Genomic DNA, 250 nt, shown 5'->3' with positions numbered 1-250 from the left:
GCGCAGCGCCGCCGGCTCGCTGGCCGCGCGGTTCGGCGGGACGGTGGGGCACGTCTACGGCGACGCGCTCAACGGCTTCGAGGTGCGGCTGTCGGAGCGGGCCGCCAAGCGTCTCGCCGCGCACCCCGCCGTCGACTACGTCGAGCAGAACCACACGGTGACGATGGCGGCCACCCAGAGCAACCCGCCGTGGGGCCTCGACCGCATCGACCAGCGGGCCCTGCCGCTGAGCCGCTCGTACACCTACAAC

1 protein-coding gene is annotated in these 250 nt (G+C 74.0%); it reads left to right on the top strand.

Annotated elements, in window-relative coordinates; translation table 11 throughout:
• On the top strand, positions 1–250 hold a 250-nt coding region (locus tag ACSNOH_RS35380; protein ID WP_436725527.1), incomplete at both ends, for a S8 family serine peptidase.

Origin of the sequence: Streptomyces sp. URMC 127 (genome assembly GCF_051386535.1) — a bacterium.
Lineage (GTDB): Bacteria > Actinomycetota > Actinomycetes > Streptomycetales > Streptomycetaceae > Streptomyces.
Note: the sequence above shows the minus strand (reverse complement) of the source record. Positions and strands in the feature narration are given on the sequence as shown.